We start from the raw sequence: 290 nt of genomic DNA, 5'->3' as shown, positions 1-290 counted from the left end.
GTAGGAGATCAGAGACACCAGACAGATGAACCGCTTACATATGGCAAGGACGTGACATACACGCTTAATCCGAAGGAAGTTTTGATCCTGCAGTTTGGTGAGAAAGATGAAACTCCTGCGAAAATCCTTTCTGTAGAAGGAAACGGAAAAGAAGCAGAAGTTGAATTTGACGAGACGATCCGTACGCCGGAAGCGGGAATGTTTAAGGTAGACGGATACGAAGTGACAAAGGCAGAATTGAAAGCCGACAGACGTACAGTGAAACTGACTTTGGATAAGGAACTGAAAGA

The 290-nt window shown here is 44.8% G+C and carries 1 protein-coding gene; it reads left to right on the top strand.

Going from position 1 to position 290, the window contains the following annotated elements; genetic code table 11:
• On the top strand, nucleotides 1–290 hold a 290-nt coding region (locus tag P0G09_RS20310; protein ID WP_275253583.1), incomplete at both ends, for a hypothetical protein.

Origin of the sequence: Faecalibacterium sp. DFI.5.82 (assembly GCF_029076575.1) — a bacterium.
Lineage (GTDB): Bacteria > Bacillota > Clostridia > Oscillospirales > Ruminococcaceae > Faecalibacterium > Faecalibacterium duncaniae.
The sequence above is the reverse complement of the archived record's forward strand: the minus strand, read 5'-3'. Positions and strand labels throughout refer to the sequence as shown.